Genomic DNA, 20361 nt, shown 5'->3' with positions numbered 1-20361 from the left:
TTCAAATCGGAGTGACGTGATTCGAACACGCGACCTCTACGTCCCGAACGTAGCGCTCTACCAAGCTGAGCCACACTCCGAAGCTTTATTTTCTTTCTACTCATAAAGTGAAATTAAGAATCTGCATATAGCAGATTCTTAACTACGGATAGAGGACTCGAACCTCTACTAACAGAGTCAGAGTCTGCTGTGCTGCCATTACACCAATCCGCAACACTGTTGTTTTCTGTCCTTGTCGGACGCAACAACATTATTATAGCAGACTCTCTAAAAAAATCAAGTACTTTTTAAAATTTCTTTAAATGACTTTTAAAATGTATATTTTTCTGAATATTCTATCCCTATTCATTCCATTCTCCATCAAACACTACCTCTGCCGGACCGGTCATATAGACGATATTTTTCTCTCTGTCCCACCGGATCAACAGATCTCCTCCGAGAAGCTTTACGCACACCATATCCTCTGTCCTGCCATTTAATATACACGCCACCGCAACTGCACAGGCACCTGTCCCGCAGGCAAGCGTTTCCCCTGAGCCCCTCTCCCAAACACGCATTTTAACCGTCTTTCTGTCCAATACCTCTACAAATTCTGTGTTCACTCTATTAGGAAATCGCTCGTGTGTTTCAAAAGAAGGACCGATCTTTTCTATTTCCATATCATCCACCCCATCCCAGAAAACTACAGCGTGCGGATTTCCCATAGATATACAGGTCATTTTATACTCTGCTCCATTCACGATAATAGGTGCATCGATTACGCTCTCCCCTTCTGCTTTAACCGGTATCTTAGCAGGCTCTAGAATCGGATTTCCCATATCGACTTTTACAAGGACCACCTTTTTCTCTTCCACCGTCAAATCCAGATATTTGATCCCTGCCAACGTTTCTATCGAAATATGTGTTTTATCCGTCAGTCCATAATCATAAACATATTTTGCGACACAACGGATCCCGTTTCCACACATCTCACCCCGGGAACCGTCCGCATTGTACATTTTCATCTCAAAATCCGCTTTCTTAGAAGGACAGATCAAAATCAGCCCATCCGCCCCCACTCCAAAATGTCGGTCACTGATCTTTTTTGCCAATCCGGACGGATCTTTCACTTCCTCTGAAAAGCAATTGACATATACATAATCATTTCCCAATCCCTGCATTTTTGTAAATTTCATTTTGACTTCTCCCTCAAACTTTTTCGTTACTGTGTCATTTTACACCAATCTTTCACAAAAAAAAAGTACCCGCACATAAAAAAGAACTATTGCGGAAAAATCTATCCTCTGTTGGATATAACTTCTCCGCATAGTCCTTTCACTGTTTCTTTCTATATTTATATTTATTTTTTCAGCTTATCCTCAAATATCTCCACGATTGTTTTTTCTGTGCCGACCATTCCCGGAGAAGCGATCAGCCCCATGTTACGCATCGTTTCTTCCGGTGTCTTTCCATTAATGCCATGTACGTCTGAAATGTAGATTCCCTTCATAGCAAACTCTACAGACTTATATGCCGCATCCACAGCAGCGATTCCTTTCATCGTACATCCCTGATTTCCGCCGTCGCATATCATACCTGTTATACTACTTGCCATATTATTGAGCGTATGGGTCATCATCTCTACTGTACCACCACGCAGATATACCAATGCGCACGCCATTCCTGAACCTGCTGCAATGGCACAACCACAAAATGCCGACAGCCGTCCGGAATATTCCTTGATATACATACAGACAAGGTAACTTAAGGCCGTGGCTCTAAGAAGTTGTTCTTCCGTATATCCATTTACTTTATAAGCGGCATATAAAGGCATCGTCGCAATAATGCCATGAGCGCCGGATCCGGTGATACTCATAGCTGGCTTATCCAGACCGATCACTCTAGCTTCAATTGCCGCATTGCACATCAGGGAAGCAGTAGCCTGCTCGTTGTCAGACACTTCTTTTCCACTATTTAGTTCTAATAAATGTCTCGCAAATGTAGTTCTCGGATTAGAAAGGCCTTCATGGAACAAATCCAGATTCACTTTATATGCTTCTTCTATAAAACGTATTTCTTCAATGTCTACTGTCGTTGCATAATCACACAATTGCTGCAGCGTATATTTATGTATAGAATGGATTTCTTCGCCTTCTTCCTCCTCTGTTTTCTTTTCGTCCTCCGTCTCCAGTTCGATTTGTCCGTTTACTGTGATCTTTGTAATATTTGTATGAGAATCGCGTATCGTCACGACCGCACAGGCTTCCTCTGTCTCTACTGACGCTTCAATAAAAATTCTGCTGGTAATTCCACTCAGTTCTACCGTTACGATTCCTTTATCTATCATTTCCTGCGCTTTTACATTATCCGCTTCTGTCACATCTGCCAAAGATTCCAGTCCTTTATCTGCATTTCCCGCAACTGCGCCCAGTGCTGCCGCAAAGACATTGCCGACTTCATTACTATTTGGTATGCCGCAGGTAAATGCATTTTTATACATTCCGCTGTTCATCGCCACGTTGACCCTTTTTATCTTGCCATTTGTATAGCTTCTGGCCTTTGCCACCGCAAACGCAATAGCGCCCGGTTCTGTCACACCAAGTGCCGGCTTCATATCATCCTTGATCATTTGTGATAATTCATTCATAATCTACTTCCTCCTTTTATTTTTCTTCTTTTCGCTCTTTCGCCAATACATATTCTCCATTCTTACCTTCAAATGAACGTCCCCATCCTATAATGCAGACAATGAACATAACGATCCAAATTGCCCAACTATAGAATGTAGTAAACATCATATCAGACGCCCCTAGTTCCGGAAGGAATGGATATGTATCCATCATAGATGAAACGCCGCCTAACAAAAGAAGCACACAGCCTCCAAATGGAAGGAAGAATGGGAAAGAACAGATTGTCGTCGCCAGTATCTCTGTTCTCCGGTATGGATGCAGCCCGTTTTTCTTGCCGACTGCGTTAACAAACGGTGCAACACAGATATTTGCAATGGTATTGATTGCTGCGATCAAAATTCCAAAGATAGTAGCAAGAAGCCATATCGCCACTTCAGCGCCTCTCGGTGTTTTGATCACTTTTTCATTCATCCAGTCTACGATTGTATCCATACATCCGCTCTTTACCAGCATATTTCCCATCGCCACAACAAGTATCAGGACAATACTTACTGTTGTCATGCCTGCTACGCCTTCTGGGATCGCACCTACTGCTTTTCCATCTTTCAAAGAAAACAGCGCAGAAAGTGGGAATAATCCTGCCGCGATACCTATCGCAGCGGCAGCAACAATACCTGTTCCAAGAGCCGCAAAAATATTGACTCCCTTTACCGCAAGTATAATAACTAAAATAGTCGGAATCAAGAGCAAAAGTCCCTTTGGATTCTGATATTCTTTCAGAAGTGCCGCTGCCTCTGCCGCATCAGTTGCCTCGCCGGCTCCGCCGAATACAAAGAACAGAACAGCTGCGATAACTCCCGCGATCAGTACGAATTTTGCTCTTGTACGTACAGTACTTCCAATATCCGCCACTCCATCTTTATGCATATACTCCTGACTGGAAGATGCGATGATCGCAGTGTCAGATACCGGCGCTAAGTTATCTCCAACTGCCGCTCCTGAAAGAATCGCGCCTGCCAAAACCGCCGGATTAGAACCTAACAAAATACCTGCCGGATACAAAATAAAGCTCATCGTGGAAATAGTGCCAAACCCAGAGCCTGTAGCCATAGCAAATACTGCCGCAAAGATAAATGCCGCTACCGTAAAGGCTGCGCCGCTTACATTGATCTTCACGCTTAGCCATACTAGACCTTCCACAATCTGTCCTCGGTTCAGGATATTTCCATAGATACCTACGACCAGCCATAACATAACTGCTGTCATAGCAACTTTAGAGCCAAGCCCTTCCAATACAACGTCCCAATATTCGCCTAAATTTTTAGCAAAAAACATGCCAACCAGCAAACCTATTACGCCCGCGCCTATCATCATATTTTGATCAGCCGCATTAAAAAATGACAAAGCAATTGTAATGATAATAAAAATGGCAAATGGAATCAAGGCCATAAAACTTCCGCCTCGAAATTCTAATTTCTTATTTTCTTCCATATAAGCACTTCTCCTCTCTTCAGCGTCAGATATCTGGAGACTTTATCTCCCATACAATGTAAAAAAATTTCCTCCGCTCTCCTTATTGCATATTTTCGTTGTACCACAAATATTATTTTGCTACCGCTTCAATCTCTACTTTTGCTCCTTTCGGTAATTTTGCAACCTGAAACGCCGCACGAGCCGGATAAGGTTCTGTAAAAAATTCTTGATACACCTCATTCATCTCTGTAAAATCTTCCATATCCTGCAGATATACAGTAGTTTTCAGTATCCGATCCATTCCATATCCCGCTTCCTGTAATATCATTCTTATATTTTCTAGTGACCTCCTTGTCTGGGCAGCAACTTCCTCTGATGGAAAAATTCCTGTTTCACGGTCGATCGGTAGCTGACCGGAAACAAATATAACTCCTCCGTCCATCACTGCCTGCGAATAGGGTCCGATTGCAGCAGGCGCTTTTTTTGACTCAATTTTTTCTTTCATTTCATTCACCTCCTCATCTCCTTTACTATCTGTTCTTACTTTACACCTCGCCTTTCGTTTTAGCAATAAATTTTTATTAAAAAAATAATTTTTTACTAATACGTCAATTTCATTGACTTATTTTTGTGAAAAATGTATAATAAAAATAAATAAGTAAAAGGAAGGATTACGCAAAATGACTGACCAAGAGGTTTTATCTCTCTTTATTCCATTTGTATATTTTCTTGGAGAAGTATTAGGAGAGAATACAGAAGTCGTATTACACGATGTATCTTGTCCTGAACACTCTATCGTGGCTATCGAACATGGTTTTCATTCCGGTAGAACGATTGGCAGTTCTTTGACAGATTTCGCTTTTCAGGTAAAGAATAATAGAGAGTATGAAACAAAAGATTATCTTGTCAACTATAAGGCGAAAGCCAAAGGCAAAGAATTTATCGCCTCTACTTTTTATATAAAGAATCACGGGAAATTGATAGGTATGCTCTGTCTGAACACAAATACCTCTGCTATACACAGCTTCATAAAATCAACGCAGCAGTTTATTGAGACACTGCATATAGGAGGCGCCGTATTCACAATGGAGGATGCCTCAAGTATAACGCCGTCCGTAGAAGAAAATCTGGATGTTCCCATTGTTTCCTTTGCGGAATCCATCATTGCCAAAACAATTGCAGATTCTCATATTCCGCCGGATAGAATGACACGCAAAGAAAAAATGGAGATTGTATGGCTTCTCGCAGACCAGGGGATTCCGCGCATGAAAGGCGCCATTTCTGAAATAGCACGCCAGTTAAAGTTATCCGAATCCACTGTCTATCGTTACATCAGTCAGAAATCTTAACTTGTATTTCTGATTTTTCCCAAACAAAACGGGCAGACTTTTAACAGCCTGCCCTTAAATAATAACTTTCCAATCTGCACTTTTATTGATTCAAAGAATCTACATATTTTTACAATGCCATTTTACTTTCTACGGCGGAAACTCTTCTGTCTAACTCTCTTACATTTCTCATAAGCAGATTCACTGTATCACTTTCCAAACGGTTAATTCTGTACACAGCTTTCAGCTCTTCTACATCTGCCGCGATCCTGTCGATCTTCCTTTCCAGATATGTCTGCGTCCGTCCGATCTCATCAAGAAGGAAATCTTCTGTTTTAGCAAGCCTTTCATCAATCATCCTTGGCACCTGCTCCTGAATGATCTGCGGCACCTGCTCCTGGATGATCTGCGGCACTTGTTCCCGGATCACATCTGCCATTAATTCTCTTAACAATTTTACATCTTCTTTTTCTATCATACTACACCTCTGCTGTATGCAAAACAATCTCATTTATCCCCTGCATATATTCTAACATATTGCAGACTCTATGGCTATTAGGAAATTTGACAATATTCCAACTACACTTCTCCGCTGTATATGTCCTGACGCCGTGCTTTTAAAAGAGGCAGTTCCTTACGGATCTTTTCTACATAGTCCAGATTAATTTCATTGCTGATGTATCCTTCTTTTTCCTCCATCTCTTCTATAATATCTCCCCATGGGGAAACCAAAAGACTGTGCCCCCAAGCCACATATCCTGCCTCTCTATCTCTGGCGCTCGATGTGCCAGCTACAAAACATTGATTATCCAATGCCCTGCTGCGAAACAGAATCTCCCAATGTGCAGGACCTGTCGTCATATTAAAAGCTGCCGGGACAAGGATCATCTTGGCTCCCTGTTCTACCATCATTCTGCTCAGTTCAGGAAAACGAAGATCAAAACAGATACACACGCCCATTTTTCCAAATTCTGTCTCAAAGACCGTGCTGGAATCTCCGGCTGTCAATGTCTCTGACTCTTTAAAATATTGTCCATTTTCTATATCTATATCAAAAAGATGCGCTTTGCGGTGTTTTGCGATCTGTTCCCCTTTTCTGTCAAACACATACGCCGTATTATATATTTTGCCGTTCTCATCCACCTCCGGCATCGAACCAGCACAGAGATACACCCCATACATACGCGCCAGTTCACTGCATATTTTCCAGCTCTTTTCGCCTTCTCTTTCTGCATACAGCGGAAATTTTTCCGTCTGATAGGGACACGTGAACATTTCTCCCACAGTCACTATGTCCGCCTGCTCATGTGCTGTCCTCTTCAAATATTCTCCCAGCTGAGCAAGATTCTTTTCTTTTTCTTCATAGACACGCATCTGCAGCTGTACAATCTTCATAAGACTCTTATTACTCCTGCATCTTCCAGTATACTTTCTCTGCCGTAATAGGCAGCTCTCGTTCGATCACACCGACGGCATTTTGGATCGCGTTGGAGATTGCAGGCGACGGCGTATTGATCACGATCTCACCGATAGACTTTGCTCCAAATGGCCCTGTCGGCTCATAACTACTCTCAAACTCTACACGGATATCACCCACGTCCAGCCGACTTGGAATCTTATACTGCATAAAGGAATTGCTATAATTTTTTCCTTTTTTATTATAAACGATATCCTCGTACAACGCCATTCCGATCCCTTGCGCGATTCCACCCTCTACCTGGACACGCGCCAGATTCGGATTGATCACAGTTCCGCAGTCTACCACTGCCACATAGTCGATTGGCTCCACTTTCCCGGTCTCCTTATCAATCTCGACTTCTGCCATCCCCACCATAAAAGGCGGCGGAGAGATAGGAGAGGAAAATGCCTCACTCGCCGACAATGCTTCTCCATTGTTACACATGACTTGATTACCTATCTCCGCGCGCGCGATCGTTTCCCCTGTTTTCAGATTTCTTACGCACTGGCCGTCAAATTCTGTATCCTCTATATTACAGCTCAGATATTGCGCCCCACGAGCACATATCTTTTCAATCAGCGCCTCGCAAGTCTTTACCACAGCCATCCCTGTCACATACGTCGTACTAGACGCATACGAACCGCAGTCATAAGGAGAAGAATCCGTATCTACGCCATGCACCACGATATCCTTCATTTCACACCCCAGACATTCTGCTGCCATCTGCGCCAGGATCGTATCACACCCGGTTCCCATATCCGTCGCTCCGATCAGAAGGCTGTAAAAACCATCATCATTCACCTTGATCGCCACAGACGCCGTATCCACAGCGGAGATTCCGGAACCCTGCATGGCCATAGCCACACCAACACCCCGTACTTTCCCGTTGCCCATATCTCGGCACGGATATTTTTCGTCCCAGCCGATCATTTTCTTCGCACGCTCCATGCACCTGTCCAGTGCGCAGCTATTTGCCGGCTCTCCATAATACGCCGGCATTGTCTGTCCTTCGCGCACCATATTCTTTTCTCTGAGCACTGTCGGATCCATTCCCAGTATATCTGCCATCTCATTGACCGCCGATTCTACCGCGAAAATCCCCTGTGTGGCACCATAACCTCGATATGCTCCGGCAGACATGACGTTCGTATAGACTACATCATAAGTAAAACGAAACGCTTCCGCTTTTCCATATAAAGGGATTGATTTATGTCCCGACAGACCAACTGTTGTCGGTCCATGTTCTCCAAAAGCTCCGGTATTAGACAACGTATACAGATCGATTCCCCTTATCGTTCCATCCTTATCCGCTCCCAGGCGGACATGCATTTCCATTTCGTGACGCGGAGAGGAAGCGGTCAGTGACTCTTCTCTCGTATAGACGATCTTCGCCGGCTTTCCTGTCTTCCATGTCACAAGAGCCGGATATACTTCTGATACCGATGTCTGCTTTGCGCCAAAACCACCGCCGATACGAGGTTTTATCACACGAACTTTAGATTTCGGTATATCCAGTGCATTGGCCAAAATCCTGCGGATATGGAAAGGCACCTGTGTGGAGGAAACAATATTCAATCTCCCATAGGTATCCATATACGTATATGTCCGAAATGTCTCCATCATCGCCTGCTGGTTCGCCTTTGTGTGATAGACCCTGTCTACCACATGATCACAAGATTGCAGAACTGCTTCGATGTCTCCATCTTCACTGACTTCATGCGCGCAAAGATTCCTTTGATTATCCGCTCCGACCGGACACAGACTTTTCCAGTTGTCTTCTGGATGTACCAGGATCGGATTGTCTTTTGCCTTTCTGAAATCCAGCACCGGTTCCAGCACCTCATATTTGACTTTTATCAGCTTCATCGCTTTTAGGACTGCTTCTTCACTGTTGCCTGCCACGATCGCTACCGCATCTCCTACGAACCGTACCCGCTCATCTAAGATCAATCTGTCATACGGACTTGGCTCCGGATAGGTCTGTCCTGCCATTGTAAATCGCTTATCCGGGCAATCTTTATATGTTAAGACACACTCAATCCCCGGCACTATCAATGCGCGCGCTGTATCGATTTCTTTGATAAGCGCATGTGCGTGCGGACTTCTGACAATTTTTACTATCAGACAATCTGCGGGAGCCAAATCGTTTGTGTAGACTGCCTTGCCTGTCACGAGCGCTTTATGATCCACTTTTGGTATCGGCTGATTTACCGCTCTCATGCACTCACCTCCTCTGCCTTTCTCTTATGTTCCATATATTTCTGGATTGCCCGCAGCTGTCCCATATAACCGGTGCACCTGCACAGATTACCAGAAAGATATTCCTTAATCTCTTCTATAGAAGGATTGTTCAATTCCCGAAACATCGCAAGTACATTCATGATAAAGCCCGGTGAACAAAAGCCGCATTGTTCTGCCCCTTCATTTGCCAGAAATGTCCCAAACTCTTCCGCTTCTTTTTCTACACCTTCTAATGTCGTGATCTCATGTCCATCTGCTGCCGCTGCCAGAATAGAACAGGAAAGCCTGGACTTTCCGTCCACCCATACAGTACACAGGCCGCAATTCGTTGTCTCGCATCCGCATTTTACACTCCGGCATCCCAGATTTCTTAATACATCCAAAAGGATCGTATCCCCATCTGCCTCCACAGACACTTGTTTTCCATTTAATATAAATTGTACTTCCATCCTCTACTCCTCCGCTAAAATCGCCCGCATCGCGCGACATATCAACACTTCCGCGAGATGTTCGCGATAAGCAGCGCTTCCACGCATATTAGAACCATATACAAAACATGTGGCAGCTTCTCTGGCAAAGTGTGCAAGAGTTTCTTTATCCGCATCCTTCGGTACTTCCCACTGCTTCTCGATCAGAGCTGCTTTCATCGGCCTTGCTCCCACCGAAAAATACCAGGATTCCTGTCCATTTACGATTCCTGTTACCACCGCGCATGCCAATACAGGAAAATCTGTTTTTGTCTGCCTGACCGACTCATAATGAAATTTCCTCTTACTTTTCCGAATGATAACGGAAATAAGAATATCCTTATCTTTTTTCCTGTTTACAAATTCGGAAAGGCGGATCGTCCCACCGTCATATAGTTCTACAAAAGTATCTAACGCAAGCAGTGCGGTCAACACGTCCGAAAAACCGTATCTGCCATAAATACTGCCTCCCACCGTGGCCTGATTTCTAAACTGCACGCCAACGATATGACGGACAGATTCGGCGATTCCGTCCCCGTACATTTCCTTTAATCCTTCACATTCTTCTAACTGACGCAGCGTACACATGGCTCCGATCCTAAAAACATGATCCGTTTCCTCTATTTTGTCCAGTCCAAGTCCGGATAAGTCTATGATCGTCTTAACCTTCGCGTTTCCCAGACGCATCCACATCATCCCGCCCATTACACGGCTGTTTCTCGCCTGATTCAGCTCATATGCCTCCTCCAGGGTCTTTGGCTTCACATAATTACTGATTGTAAGCAAAACAAAGCTCCTTTCTGTATCTCTATACTTTCTTACCCATTTATCCTTTTCACCGCAGAAAAAAAGGTGTAAATGCATTCTCAGTCATTCACACCTTGTAAGCGTTTTTATTCTAGCACACTCTGTAAAAAATGTCAAAAATCATTCTTTATGTTTCACATGTCTGTGTATCACCATTGCCAGCTTAAATATGATCGCCTCATCAAACACCCGTATGTCAAGTCCCGTCAATTTTCTTATTTTTTCCAATCTGTACATCAGTGTATTTCTATGTATAAACAACTGCCTTGCCGTCTCCGAGACATTCAGATCATTTTCAAAAAAACAATTTACAGTATCCAGCGTCTCTTCATCCAAAGAGTCAAACCCACCTTTTATGAAGACTTCATTTAAATATCGTTCGCATAATGGCAAAGGGAGCTGATAGATCAAACGATTGATCCCCAGATGATTATACTGCAGAACTGTTGTTTCATCCTGAAACAAATATAAAAGCGCCAAAACATACAGAGATTCTTTATAGGATTCTTTTAGTTTTCGGATATCCGACACGATATTCCCGATTCCCACCACCGGTGTGGACGCAAACAGAGCTTCTGCTTTTTCCTGGAAATATTTCCCCATTTTCTCCAGTTCTTCTCTAGAAGTATTCGCCCGCACTTCCACGATCAAGATCACATCCGTTTCTGTCATGGCAAAAGCCTCGTATTTCCCTTGTTCTTCCATATCCTGAAAAAGGCTGTTCCATTCCCATTGCGGGTCTATATGACAGAATCGGAGAAGATATACCACCCGTGGCCTCAAAAGCGGAATCTTAAGCATATTAGCCCGGACATTTACATCTTCGGAAAGGATATTTTCCAGAAACAAATTTTTATAAAATAACTGTTGATTATATTTTTCTTCAAAATAAGACTTCATCCCGGTAAAACAAACGGACAAAATAGTAGCGTAATCCTCTGCTTTCTGATCTATGCCGTCTACAAAAACAGCAAATTTTATCACATTATTCTCATAAAAAATGCGATAGGTGTTTTTTCCTACAATAAAACATTCCTTTTCTTCGTTTGTCCTTTCCATCAGATTGAACGTATTTTTCTGTCCGATCAATTCTTGATTGCTGCATGAAATAATTTCCCTGTTGTCGATCACTCCAAAGGTTCTTGGGATACTGTTCTGCAACTGATACACATATCCCTGAAAGAATCTGTCCGCCATTTTTCACACCGCCTTTAATATTCTAACTGCCGCATCTGTAATGTATGCCTGCCTATCCGGGGAATCATTTATCTCCTCAGGTATATGCAAAATACATTAAACATTATACCATTTTCCCTGTACAAAACCAACAGAAAATAAGAGCATTTTTGTGTATCATCGCACTTTTAGAATACACATCCTACACTCTGCAAACAGGCAGAAAGTATACACTTTCTGCCTGTCCTTTATCGTCTATTCAATATAGCCTCTTTCTTGAAGATATTCTTCACTTGCTCCGGCTGCCATCCACCATTTTCTCTTATTTCTTCTAAAGGAGAAGTAGATCAAGAGATATGCCGCAACAACCAGCGCGATTCCTATAATACGCATAGCTCCTTCTGCGGAAAAAGCTTTATACACAAGGTACAATACCGGATTGGTCCCTACCGTCCATGACGCGATCCCAAGTCCTTGTGAAAATGCATTTGCCACAGAGTCCATCTGAGAAGCAACCCCTGCTGATTCAGCTGCTTTGGTAAATGCCGCGCATACGTCAGAATTTAAAACATTGGCAATATTAAACCAGATTGTTCCAGATATGACGGTCATTAAAATATCCCCTCTAAATACACAGATCAGACCTGCCGTCATAAATGCCATAGCCGGGATATCTGCCAGCATCAGAATCTCATTTCCCGGCATGATCAAAGATGTAAAAAATACGATTGGAATCAAGATCAACGCTGCTGCCATGTTGTCCCCATTTCCAAAGAAAACTGCCGGATCCATTGCTACGTGGAAGAATTTCCGATTAGATTTTCCTGACTGTGCTCTAGCCTGCATAGACTGACTTAAAGGAATGAGCCCTTTTACAAACAAACCGGATACCGATGGATAGATCACCATAACACCGGCGATAGTGATAGCAGTTGTCAGGATGCCAGACCAAGTCGTTATGTCTGTAAGCCCTGTCAAAGAACCTAAAACTGTGATCAGGACTCCTACGATCAGGCCGATGATCAAAGGTTCGCCCCAGAATCCAAATTTATCCTGCAGACTTTCTGCACTTACTGGTTTTGTTTTGATCTTTAATTTCATTACAATCCATCTTACGATCATAGCAAAGGGGGCGCCTCCCTGTGGAACACTTGTCAAAGTCAAGTTGTCATATCCGTTGAATTCCTGGAGGGACGGTGCGATGATATCTGCGATCAAAAGAACAACCAAGTTACACATAACCGCAGCTGCAACACCCAATGCAAAACTTCCTGTTGTAAACTGCACGATCACTGCCCAAAATACAAACTGATAATAATTCCATATATCTGTTGGCTGGAAAGTATCTACGATCTTCAGACCGAATAAAAGCAGATTTAATCCCAGACCAAGTACAAGATAAATATATCCTAATGTATTCGAATATACAACGACAGATGCGCCCTGCCATCCGATATCAATATAAGGCAGAGAAATACCAACCGTATCGGCCATTGCTGTTACATAAGGTGTGATCGCAGTCATGAGCACTCCTAAAACTGCATTAAACAACGTCAGGCCAACCGCCATATAGATCGCACCTTGGAAGGATTTTTTCACGCCCACCCGCATACACATACTGATGATAAAAATAATGATCGGCACGATGATCGTACTGCCAAAAATCCCCATCACATTATTGAGGGTATTTCCCAAATCTATTAATATTTGCATATGTTGTTACCTCCTTCTCATTTCTCTCAACTATTTTTTCTGATCGTATCTTTACTCTGCCATGATTCTTCTGATCTCTGCCAACAACTCTTCCGTAAACTGATCTGCTCCTACGCCTGTAAATAATGGAAGTCCTAACATAACCGGAGCGCCTGCCTTGTTCTGCGCATTTGTCTTACCTGTAACAACAATCAGATCATATCCTTCCAAATTTGGTACTTCTGTAATCTTATGCGGCGTAATAGAAAATGCAATTTTCTCTTTTTTCAAAATTTCTTTGATCTTGTCTGTCACGACTGTTGTTGTAAAAATCCCGCCTCCGCATGCTACAGCCATTTTGATTTTTGTTTTCATGTATCGTTTCCTCCTATTTTTTATTTTCTTTTATTCTGTCACCAGGTACGTATCCAGCAATCCTTTCATCTGGTGCATCAATTCTTCAGGGTCTATCATATCTTTTAGCCTTTGGAGTACTTCTTCATCTTGGAAGATTGTACTGAACTTTTTCAGCACAGCTGTCTGGTAACTTGGATCTGTGATGCCAAATAAAAATACAAGCGGTGCATCCACTGTCTCATCTGGATCTCCCATACACTTAAAAGATACAGGTTCTTTTAAAACAGCCATAGAAAAGAAAGATTTCAGGCATCCATCATGAATATGCGGAATCGCAATAGGAACAGCGGTAGGAAGTCCTGTTGGGTATTCTTTCTCTCTTGCCAAAACTGCGGTAATAAATTCCGGTTCGATCAATCCTTGTTCCAGTGCCTTACCGGCAAGCAGACGAATGATCTCTTCTTCGTTTTTCGCCTCTGCTCCGGTCAGCAGCAATGTCTGATTCGTATATAGACCTATCGTTTCCATCGCTTCCTCCTTTACTCTTCTCCAAATTTTGTTTTGATCAAAGCTACCAGGTCTTCCACTGCCGCCTGTTCATCTTCTCCCTCGGCGCTGATCTCTACTGTCGTCCCTTTGCACAATCCCTGGGCGATCAGCATAACAATAGACTTTGCGTTTGCTTTACAGCTGTCTTCTTCATCCATATTCTGGATCGTGATCTTACTTGCATAATTCTTTGCCAGATTTACGAAATCTGAAGCCGGGCGGGCATGCAGCCCTGTCTCGTTTTCAATCTTTACTTGTTTTGCATACATGGTCTTTGCTCCTTTTCATGCCTTACTCTAAAAACTCACTGTTCAGATAATTTTCCACCTGCACAGCTGTAGATAATTCCAATACTGTCCGCGACATCCTCTGCGCTTTACAGATATTCAATTGCGAAATCATCTTCTTGACCGAAGCTATGGAAGATGCGTTCATACTGAATTTCCGAATACCTAATCCTGCAAGAAGGGCTACAGCCTGTGGATTTCCTCCCATCTCCCCGCACACACTTACCGGTTTTCCTTGTCTGGTAAATGCTTCTACGATCTGTTTGATCAATCTGAACATGGCCGGGTGGAAACTTTGATAATATTTTGCCACACTGGGATTCAAGCGATCCACCGCCATTAGATACTGACATAGGTCATTCGTCCCGATACTTGCGAAATCCACTTCAGAAGCCGCAATATCCGCCATTAGTGCAATCGATGGAATCTCCACCATGATCCCTACCTTTACATGTCTCCCGTAAGGAATCTTCTCCTCTTCCAATTCAGCACGCACTTCCTGTACGATCTCCTTGGCAAAACGGATATCGCCTATACTGCCTACCATCGGGAACATGATCCATATATTTCCATAATATCCTGCCCGCAAGATTGCCCGAAGCTGTGTCTTAAAGATTGGTTTCATCTCGAAGCAAAGACGCAGTGCGCGCAAACCTAAGAACGGATTGTCTTCCTGCGGCAGTTCCAGATAGTCTAGCTTTTTATCTCCGCCAATATCCAATGTACGGATAATTACCGGTCTTTCCCCAAATACTTCTGCCACTTTTTTATACACTACAAATTGCTCTTCTTCTGTCGGCAGTTTCTTCTTACTCATATACAAAAATTCCGTGCGGAATAACCCTACACCGTCTGTATACTTCTCTAATTCCAGTTCATTTTTGTCTGCGGATCCTATGTTTAAACATACTTCTATCTTTGTTCCGTCTGCAGTCACCGGTTCAACACCTATATACTGCTTCATATCATTTTTCTTTTTTAGATATTCATCCCGCATCACCTGGTACTGCTTCTCCTGGGCCTGCGTCAGATTTGTCAGCACTTTCCCTGCATGCGCGTCCACGGCGATCTTCTCGCCATTTTCTGTATGTATGAGAATATCCGGCACTCCTAATACTGCCGGTATCCCATAATTTCTCGCAAGGATCGCCATATGAGAGGTATAGCCCCCTATTTCTGTTACAATGGCAAGTACATGCTCTTTTTGCATCGCCGCCGTATCGGAAGGAAGCAAGTCATGAGCGATCAAGATCACATCTCCCGGAAGAGAGGCCAATCCATTTTCTTCTTTTCCTGACAGCAAACGGATCATCCGCAGACTTACATCTTTTAGATCCGCCGCACGTTCCCGGATCAGCGCATCTTTTGCTTTAGAAATAACTGCGATATATCTGGCATAGACTGTCTGGACCGCATACTCCGGTGAAAAAAGATTTTCCCTTATTTCTTCTTCAATCTCCTCTCCCATCGCCTCATCCTGCACGATGTCTATGTGGGCCTGAAAGATCTTTCTTTGTTCTTCTTCTAATTCCTTATCTTCTGCCAGTATCTGCAGCTCTGCCTCTGCTTTCTTTAATACTTCACGATAGGCCTGGATGCTTTCTTCGACCTTTCCCGCTTCTATGAACGATTCTTCCACGCTCCGTCCGCAAGGTCTGTATTGGAACACATTCCCGATCGCTGCTCCGTCAGAAACGGCTGTTCCTTCGTAAACCATTTCACCACCTCATTTTTTATCAGCGTTCATTTTTCCTCGCTGTTCATTTACATAAATGTTTCAATGGCAAATGCCACTCCGCTTTCCTTGTTTGACAACGTAATCTTATCCGCGCAATTTTTCACACTTTCCATAGCATTTCCCATAGCAACGCCCAAACCTGCATATTGCAGCATATGCTTGTCATTTTCTCCGTCTCCGATTGCTATGATCTCATCTGGGGATATTTCATAATACTTAGCAATCCATCTCAACGCACTGCCTTTATCACTGCCTCCGATCTCAAGAGAAAAATCATAGGCTAGCTGGGCGCTCACTCTGCCTTGAAAATGTGTATCGATCCACATTTTTATAGAACGGATCCGCTCCGGTTCATCCAATACTAAAATCTTCCCTAAAGGTTCTCCTCTGTAACAAACTTCTATATCCTCTGTATAGATGACTTTTTGATCCATGCATTTTTCAAATATCTGCAAATACTTACTCTTAAGCTTCGAATAAACATTACCTTTTTGATAAAGCAGCGGTTCAAAGCCGTGTATTTTACAGTATGCTAAAATTTCTCTGCAGTCTGCTTCGCTGATCAGTTCTTCTCTCAATCTTTTTTGTCCTGTACAGTCTAAGATCACACTGCCATTCTGTGTGGCCACCACATCTTTTAGTGCGAGTTTTGCCAATATTTCTTTCAGCGCTTCGTATCCTCTTCCAGAAAACAAGATCACTTTTACGCCATCATCCTGTATTTTTCTGATCGCCTCTATATTCTTTTCAGATATTCTATGTTCCTCATCCAGCAATGTTCCATCCACATCTACAGCTAACAATTTATAGTGGGGTCTGCCTTGTTGCATGCCTTCTTTTTCCCCATGGGCTTTTTCTATCCTCTGTTGCAGACGTCGAAACATCTCCATATCTGCTGCCTTGATCATACCCATCTTATGACCTGGTTTCTTTTGTTCGTCATGATAATCAGAACCCGCGGTCTGGAATAACCTGTATTTTACTGCAATCTGTCTAAAATATTCTTCCTGTTCTTCAGAATGATACGGCGTATATACTTCCATTCCCTGCAGTCCGCAATCTGTCATTGCCTGCAGCTTGCATTCATCTTTTTTTGTAAACCATTCTCCCGGATGGGCAAGTACTGGAATACCTCCCGCTTCCCGGATCGCTCGTATCCCTGTGTAAATATCCACGATATATTCCGGAACATAACATTTTCTTCCTGCAACCAGATAGTCTTTGATAAAACGGATATAAGGTTTGTCTGCCTTACTCCCGCCCGGTCTGTATACGGATAATCTTGGATCCCCGTCGTTACGCGGATCCTGCAATATGGCATTTGCAAAATTAGTGATCACCGGTGGATGCGGATATGCCAATTTTTCAACCTGTGTCATGTCTACATAAAACCCTTCCTCCTCCAGATTTCGTTTAATCTTTGGAAGGATATCGATCCGGGACTTTTGTATCTTCTCGATCAGTCGGGAAAGGCTATGCTCTTTTTCTGTCTCAATCCCATATCCTAAAATATGTACCATCCTATTTTCATCAATACAGGAGAGTTCCAGCGCCGGGATCGTCAAGATCCCGGTACGCCTTACCTGCTCTTTTGCTTCATGGGCCGCCTCACAGGTATCATGATCTGCGATCACGATTGCTTCCATCCCATGTTCTTGCGCCTGTTCAAAAAGCTTCTGTACACTAAATGTTCCATCACTGGAATATTCGCTGTGTATATGTAAATCCACCGTTTTTCTTTTCATACTATCCTACTTCTTTAAATCAAATAAATCCTGATGTACGCCGATTCCCCAAAGATCAAGCGCCACTTTCAGTGACTCGCAGTCTTTTGCAGCCTCCTCAAGTGGGATTCCCTCTGCTGTCGCATCTGCCGCTTTGATCAAACTTTCTACTCCCGCTGCCGCGCCCATTGGATGTGCATGCATAGCAGCGCCTGCAGAAATAGAAAAGTCCATACCAAGATCATTTGCCACATTCGGAATCAGACCTTGATATACGCCTGCTGCCGGTCCCGGGAAGGTACGTTTCATACCACGGAAATCCGTCAGCAGAGACTGTGCGATACGTATGTATCTTTCTCTCTGGATATTCACTTTTCCGTATGCACACGGATAGATCACGATATCCGCGCCGCTCATACGCATAAATTTACCAAGTACAAGATGACTGGAAATCCCTGAATAGTGAGATTCGTACATTGCTCCCGCAAATGCCGGATGTGCCAGGATCGGCAGTCCCACTTCGTCATTTTCCGCAACCATCTGCATTGCCGGCCATCCCACCGTCAATGTATTGATCATCAGAGCCGGGATTCCAAGTTCTTTACACATTTTTGCCTTATCCAGCATTCTGTCCGGTCTGTCTGTAATATTTGGAGAATACAGTACACGTTTTCCTGTCTTTTCATATACATCTTTCAAAATATCTACGGCAATCTTTGCTCTTGCCTCTACCGTGCAGTAATCCGTATCACTGAACAGCTCGTCATCTTTGATCCAGTCGATTCCTGCCATAGCCAGTTCACGGATCAGTTTCCCTGCGTTTTCTGGCGTTGCACCTGTACACGGTTTGATCATGCTGACGATAAATGGCCGTTTCGGTACCCCTGTGATCTCTCTCAACCCATCTACCCCAAATCTTGGGCCTTTGAAACCGTCGGTAAATACCTTCGGGAAGTCAATATCGATCAGTTTTAATTTTCCAGACATTGAAATGTTTCCGATCACAGATGTCAGCACCTGTGGAAGATTAGCCCCCATATTTTCAAATGGGAATGCAATCTGGAAAACTGCCATACGTTCTTTCCCTTCTGCTTCCGGCATACCAAATTCGTAACAAGGGATCTCGTGTACCGCAATGACTTTTCCGCCGTGACGTCTTCTGACTTCCGGTGTCTCAAGAGGCACCGGTGCCCATGTTCCTGTCGTCTGCTCGATAGCCATAGAACCTACCAGATTCAACAGATCGGAGGTATATCCCTGACAGAAGTATGTGCAGATGATGTACTTTTCTTTATCGATCGACTCTGGTAATTTAAAAATGTTCTCATCATATTTCATTTTGTTGTCCTCCTTATTTTATGAAATATTTTTGCTGTCCCGTTACATATATGCGTTCTTATGTTCTCAACTCTATTGGCTGATATACTCTAGAAGCGTCAAAACCTTTTCCTTTTCCGCACAGTTTAGGCCTGCCGCCTCACATGCACACGGCGTCACGATCACATCATGCGCAGGTTCGCTTAAATCCATCATCCTGCGTCCTGCGATCACCGGAAGATTTTCTGGTTCTGCAAGTCCCAGCCCTCCGGCAAGAGAAGAGTCTGTCACATCATAGCCGCTTCTCTTTGGTAAGATCACCTCTGCGTTTGGAAACAGAGTCTGATACTCCACCTTTCTTGTAGGATACAGTCTTTGTATGATCCCGCTTTCATGAAGGACCACTTTATCTGTACCGGGTGCCTGGATTCCGTTTTCTGCCAAAAATGTATCTATAAATTTTATTTTATCTGACAGTTCCGGGAATTGAATCAGAAGTGCATCCAATACAAAACTGTCATCTGTTACGATACAGGTATATTTTGTCAATTTTTCTTTTATGCTTTCTGCATAGTTATTGGCCTCCTCTGTCTGTGCCAATGTCAATAGAAGATATCCACAATCTTTATATTCATTGGTGCAATATGCACACTTCCCTATCTTTTCACAAACTGCGGCAAACTGTGCGGCTGTCTGCTCTGCATGAAAAGAAGCCGGACTGATCAGGAAAAGCACCTCCGCTTCTTCTGCTCCTGCTCTGTATTCTTTATACTGTGCGTATACACACTCCCCCTGCAAAACTTTATCCACAAATGCCTTATATTTCTCTGGAACCTTATCTCCCGCAATGATCTCACTGCGGACATAACGCATCACTTCTGCCACTGGCGTATCGTCAATACTCCTTGTATCGGATTCATAGCTGTCTGTCGCCATAAATGCTTCTTTCGCCACATACTGCATGTCAAAACGGGTACCCATGGCTGTGAATACTGCCCCCATACCGGTGGAAGTATCTACACCCAGCACACGGCTGACCGGGGCAAAATCCGCAATAATATCACTTGTCAGACAGTTAGATGTTCTGTAATACAATTTCGAAAATTCTTGTGTTGCCATTGCCTTTCCCCCATTTCT

At 43.4% G+C, this 20361-nt stretch carries 19 protein-coding genes and 2 tRNA genes; 1 reads left to right on the top strand and 20 read right to left on the bottom strand.

All coding sequences use genetic code 11. The features are described 5' to 3' along the window. Positions 1-6 precede the first annotated feature (6 nt). From WKT01_RS11720 to WKT01_RS11695, 6 genes are all read right to left on the bottom strand, one after another. A tRNA-Pro gene (locus WKT01_RS11720) sits at positions 7-80 on the bottom strand. A gap of 62 nt (positions 81-142) precedes the next feature. After that, a tRNA-Gln gene (locus tag WKT01_RS11715) sits at positions 143-213 on the bottom strand. 128 nt (positions 214-341) lie between these two features. Then, a complete protein-coding gene (dapF, locus tag WKT01_RS11710; protein WP_059066170.1) occupies positions 342-1175 on the bottom strand; it encodes a diaminopimelate epimerase in 834 nt (277 codons plus the stop codon). 164 nt (positions 1176-1339) lie between these two features. Further along, positions 1340-2626 carry an L-cysteine desulfidase family protein gene (locus WKT01_RS11705; RefSeq protein ID WP_059066169.1) on the bottom strand — a complete coding sequence of 429 codons (1287 nt, stop codon included), beginning with the start codon at positions 2624-2626 and terminating at the stop codon, positions 1340-1342. A 16-nt stretch (positions 2627-2642) separates the two neighbouring features. Continuing rightward, positions 2643-4133 (bottom strand): Na+/H+ antiporter NhaC family protein, encoded by a 1491-nt coding sequence (locus WKT01_RS11700; protein WP_267304242.1) that lies wholly within the window; start codon positions 4131-4133, stop codon positions 2643-2645. Positions 4134-4212: 79 nt separating this feature from the next. Next, complete coding sequence (locus tag WKT01_RS11695; protein WP_059066167.1) at positions 4213-4587, bottom strand: RidA family protein; 375 nt, start codon at positions 4585-4587, stop codon at positions 4213-4215. Positions 4588-4762: 175 nt separating this feature from the next. On the opposite strand from WKT01_RS11695, the gene WKT01_RS11690 reads away from it, so the two are divergent. Further along, positions 4763-5431: a helix-turn-helix transcriptional regulator gene (locus WKT01_RS11690; RefSeq protein ID WP_117975312.1), complete on the top strand. Its 669-nt coding sequence runs from the start codon at positions 4763-4765 to the stop codon at positions 5429-5431. Between the two features lie 109 nt (positions 5432-5540). Here the strand turns inward: WKT01_RS11690 and WKT01_RS11685 are convergent, their stop codons facing one another. From WKT01_RS11685 to WKT01_RS11620, 14 genes are all read right to left on the bottom strand, one after another. Next, the gene (locus WKT01_RS11685; protein ID WP_059066164.1) at positions 5541-5888 is read right to left on the bottom strand and encodes a hypothetical protein; all 348 of its coding nucleotides are present in this window, start codon (positions 5886-5888) and stop codon (positions 5541-5543) included. Between the two features lie 101 nt (positions 5889-5989). After that, a complete protein-coding gene (locus WKT01_RS11680) occupies positions 5990-6805 on the bottom strand; it encodes a carbon-nitrogen hydrolase family protein (protein ID WP_270395818.1) in 816 nt (271 codons plus the stop codon). 10 nt (positions 6806-6815) lie between these two features. Beyond that, a complete protein-coding gene (locus WKT01_RS11675; RefSeq protein ID WP_117975311.1) occupies positions 6816-9089 on the bottom strand; it encodes a xanthine dehydrogenase family protein molybdopterin-binding subunit in 2274 nt (757 codons plus the stop codon). Next, a complete protein-coding gene (locus WKT01_RS11670) occupies positions 9086-9559 on the bottom strand; it encodes a (2Fe-2S)-binding protein (protein WP_059066161.1) in 474 nt (157 codons plus the stop codon). Before WKT01_RS11670 ends, WKT01_RS11675 begins: the two co-directional genes overlap by 4 nt. A 3-nt stretch (positions 9560-9562) precedes the next feature. Continuing rightward, positions 9563-10363, bottom strand: coding sequence for an FAD binding domain-containing protein (locus WKT01_RS11665; RefSeq protein WP_059066256.1), 801 nt, complete (start codon positions 10361-10363; stop codon positions 9563-9565). A gap of 141 nt (positions 10364-10504) precedes the next feature. Continuing rightward, the gene (locus WKT01_RS11660) at positions 10505-11581 is read right to left on the bottom strand and encodes a PucR family transcriptional regulator (RefSeq protein ID WP_340312441.1); all 1077 of its coding nucleotides are present in this window, start codon (positions 11579-11581) and stop codon (positions 10505-10507) included. Between the two features lie 234 nt (positions 11582-11815). After that, on the bottom strand, positions 11816-13273 hold the full coding sequence (locus tag WKT01_RS11655; protein ID WP_059066159.1) for a PTS transporter subunit IIC: 1458 nt from the start codon (positions 13271-13273) through the stop codon (positions 11816-11818). A gap of 51 nt (positions 13274-13324) precedes the next feature. Then, the gene (locus tag WKT01_RS11650; RefSeq protein WP_059066158.1) at positions 13325-13627 is read right to left on the bottom strand and encodes a PTS sorbitol IIB subunit; all 303 of its coding nucleotides are present in this window, start codon (positions 13625-13627) and stop codon (positions 13325-13327) included. Positions 13628-13657: 30 nt separating this feature from the next. Next, positions 13658-14137, bottom strand: a complete 480-nt coding sequence (locus WKT01_RS11645; protein WP_340312439.1) for a PTS sugar transporter subunit IIA — start codon at positions 14135-14137, stop codon at positions 13658-13660. Positions 14138-14148: 11 nt separating this feature from the next. Further along, positions 14149-14427 (bottom strand): HPr family phosphocarrier protein, encoded by a 279-nt coding sequence (locus WKT01_RS11640; protein ID WP_059066156.1) that lies wholly within the window; start codon positions 14425-14427, stop codon positions 14149-14151. A gap of 22 nt (positions 14428-14449) precedes the next feature. Next, a complete protein-coding gene (gene ptsP / locus WKT01_RS11635; protein WP_340312438.1) occupies positions 14450-16162 on the bottom strand; it encodes a phosphoenolpyruvate--protein phosphotransferase in 1713 nt (570 codons plus the stop codon). A gap of 47 nt (positions 16163-16209) precedes the next feature. Beyond that, positions 16210-17928: a Cof-type HAD-IIB family hydrolase gene (locus WKT01_RS11630; RefSeq protein ID WP_340312437.1), complete on the bottom strand. Its 1719-nt coding sequence runs from the start codon at positions 17926-17928 to the stop codon at positions 16210-16212. Between the two features lie 6 nt (positions 17929-17934). Continuing rightward, a complete protein-coding gene (locus WKT01_RS11625; RefSeq protein WP_270395809.1) occupies positions 17935-19245 on the bottom strand; it encodes a RuBisCO large subunit C-terminal-like domain-containing protein in 1311 nt (436 codons plus the stop codon). 72 nt (positions 19246-19317) lie between these two features. After that, positions 19318-20343 (bottom strand): hypothetical protein, encoded by a 1026-nt coding sequence (locus WKT01_RS11620; protein ID WP_117975309.1) that lies wholly within the window; start codon positions 20341-20343, stop codon positions 19318-19320. Positions 20344-20361 lie beyond the last annotated feature (18 nt).

Origin of the sequence: Mediterraneibacter sp. ICN-202921, from assembly GCF_037890075.1 — a bacterium.
Lineage (GTDB): Bacteria > Bacillota > Clostridia > Lachnospirales > Lachnospiraceae > Mediterraneibacter > Mediterraneibacter massiliensis.
This window is presented reverse-complemented; position numbering and strand designations above follow the sequence as displayed.